The following is a 2,587-nucleotide window of genomic DNA, read 5'->3' as shown; positions in this document are numbered from 1 at the left end:
TAAGCTCCCCGAAAGAAGTGAAACCTCACTCTGTTGAGCCGACCTTAACGCTCGATAAACACGCTCAGGTGATGGTTGACCGCTCAGAAGCATTAGCCGTCGCAAAATTGGACGCGAGTATTGCGCAGGTGCGAGAGCGAGAGCGCCAAGCAAAGGACAATCCAACGTCTTCACCCTCGGACAGCTTTGTCCCTTCAGTGAATGTTCTGACACCGACATCCAACCCGTCCCAATCCGCCCCTACGGTTCATTTACCCATGATTGAGCAAGTGGTGTTATCGGGATTGTTTGTTGATGAGAAGGAAGCGGTTGCGTATTTGAGTCTGACAGGGCAAAGCGCGGTGCGCGTCAAAACGGGTGATACCTTTAAAGGTATCACCGTGGTTCGTGTGGATGAGCACGGCGTCGAACTGCGCCACGGCAAGGCCGTGCGCTCGCTCGCTGGAGGGCTGTAATGATTTACCCACAATTAACGGAGCAAGAGAATCAGACCTTGCTCAGTCTGTGTCGTGATGATGGCTACACCATTGTGACTCAAGATTTAAGAGTGCAAACCGCCAATATGAGCGCCCCCAATTTGGGGGCGATTTTAGATGTATTGCAAGGCTGCAAAGCCATGATGGGGCGAGACGTGAACTTTGAGGAAGTCCCTCAAAAAACGATCAATGATTGGCTCTCTAAGCTGGGTGGTCATGCGCTTCATAATGAACCCGTTGAGGATGAGAGCGAAAAACGAAACAGCGTTGATAAGCAGCTTCGCGCCTTGTGTCAAACCGCCGTCGATGAAGACAGCTCTGATATTCACATGATGGTGATGCGAGACAGTACGCTGTTTTTACTGCGAACGAATGGGACACGTCGCCTCATTCGTCGTTTTCATAATGGAAAAAGCGCACAAAATCAGCCTCGTGATATGGGGTTGGCGTTGATTAACTACGTGTTTTCGTCACTGGGTGGGCAAGATGTCAAGATCACTCGACCTGCCAATGATCGATTTAGCCTCACGCTGAAAGTGGATGGGCAATCACGAGATTTTGAGTGGCGAGCCGCGCTTATCCCACTCAGCGATGGCGCGAAACTGACGTTACGTAGTTTAACCCCGAAAAATAAAGCCCTGACACTGGAAGATATGGACTTACCGACGCCGTATTTATCGACACTGGTCTCGATGATGAATAAGCGCCAAGGGGCAATTGTTATCACAGGGGCGATGGGCTCAGGGAAAAGTTCGTTGGTGTATGCGCTTCTTGAAAAAATCGATCGCGTTGCTCGTAATGTTCATTCACTGGAAGACCCTGTTGAGTTTTCACAAGGTTTTGTGAGTAAAACTCAAGTGCAACCGACGGTGGAAACCGTCGAAGGGTCGGGGGTGATGCTCGATTACGCTTTCTACTGCAAAGAAACGCTGCGTCACGATGTGGATATTTCCAACATCGGTGAAATTCGTGATCACCCGACCGCCGCTGAATTTTGTCGAAAAGCAGAAACCGGAGGCTTGGCACTCGCCACCTTGCACACCAATAGCGCGTTGGGTGTGGCGCAAACCTTTATTCAGCAATTAAACATTCCGTCAGCGATTGTCGGCGCGCCCGACCTCATGGCCATGTTTGTGCACGTTAAATTGGTGCGCAAGCTCTGCGATTGCGCCTTTAAGTTTGATGAGCATGAAAGTGAAGACGTGCTTCATGCGTACCGTCAGACCGGAGAACAAGATAAGTTGGCGTTGAAGGTAGCGCAATTAACTCAGTTGTTCGATGAAAGTGAGTTGAAAGGGGTGCGCATTGTGAATCCACAAGGGTGTGAGCGCTGCCAAGACAAATCAATGAAAGGAGAAAGAGGGCGCACCATGCTCATGGAGCTGATAGCCCTTGATGATACCGATCGTCAGTTCATTATTAATGAAGATGATCTGGGTTGGAAAAATCATCTGATTAAGCAGGGCTACCCCGACATTAAAGCGCACTGTAAATCGCGTATTTTGCACGGCCAAGTGGATATTTTATCCGCCTCTGAGCAAGTTGATAACCTTGTGCCTCTTCCCGTGACCGACATTTACCAAGCGTTGCAGGGGGCACTATGGCAGGAAAGACGCTAGAGCAGCGGCTATTTTCGTCGAAAGACCAAATCTCTTTATTATCGCAATGGCGAAAAGCCGATAAGTACCAGTTGACCACGGAGGAGTTTTGTCGCTCTTTGGTGGAAAACGGCACAAGCGCCCAAAAGAAAATTGGTCAATTGGGGTTAAATGCGCCCAGTCAGGGTCAACGCTTTGTCGATGTACTGGAAGGCTGGCTACCTAGCACGGTATTGGCCTCCATTCGCGCCGCTGAAACCGCAGGGCAGCGTACATTAGGGTTAAGTACCGCGATTGAACAGTTGGATGGTGGGGAAAACATCATTGCGCAACTGGTCAAAGCCCTCGCTTTTCCTTTCTTCTTGTCTCTGTCGATGGGGGTCTACGGTGTTTATATTGCCGATAAGATGCTTGAAACGTTAGATACGGACGTGGGGATAGGTTTTACGGTGCGTAACGGCGTTTCCGACTACGGCTTGATATTGGCGGTCGTGTTGGTTGCGGGTTTAATCG

Annotated in this window: 2 protein-coding genes and 1 pseudogene; all 3 read left to right on the top strand. The window is 49.9% G+C overall.

The features are described from left to right. A partial coding sequence (locus Q1A70_RS19480; RefSeq protein WP_299695778.1) for a hypothetical protein occupies window positions 1–455 on the top strand: 455 nt, incomplete at its 5' end. Further along, complete coding sequence (locus Q1A70_RS19475) at window positions 455–2,095, top strand: ATPase, T2SS/T4P/T4SS family (RefSeq protein ID WP_299697572.1); 1,641 nt, start codon at window positions 455–457, stop codon at window positions 2,093–2,095. The genes Q1A70_RS19480 and Q1A70_RS19475, both read left to right, overlap by 1 nt. Further along, window positions 2,077–2,587 (top strand): annotated as a pseudogene (locus Q1A70_RS19470) (hypothetical protein); the annotation flags it as partial. The gene Q1A70_RS19475 and the pseudogene Q1A70_RS19470, both read left to right, overlap by 19 nt.

Source organism: uncultured Vibrio sp. (genome assembly GCF_947488985.1).
Taxonomy (GTDB): Bacteria; Pseudomonadota; Gammaproteobacteria; order Enterobacterales; family Vibrionaceae; genus Vibrio.
Note: the sequence above shows the minus strand (reverse complement) of the source record. Positions and strands in the feature narration are given on the sequence as shown.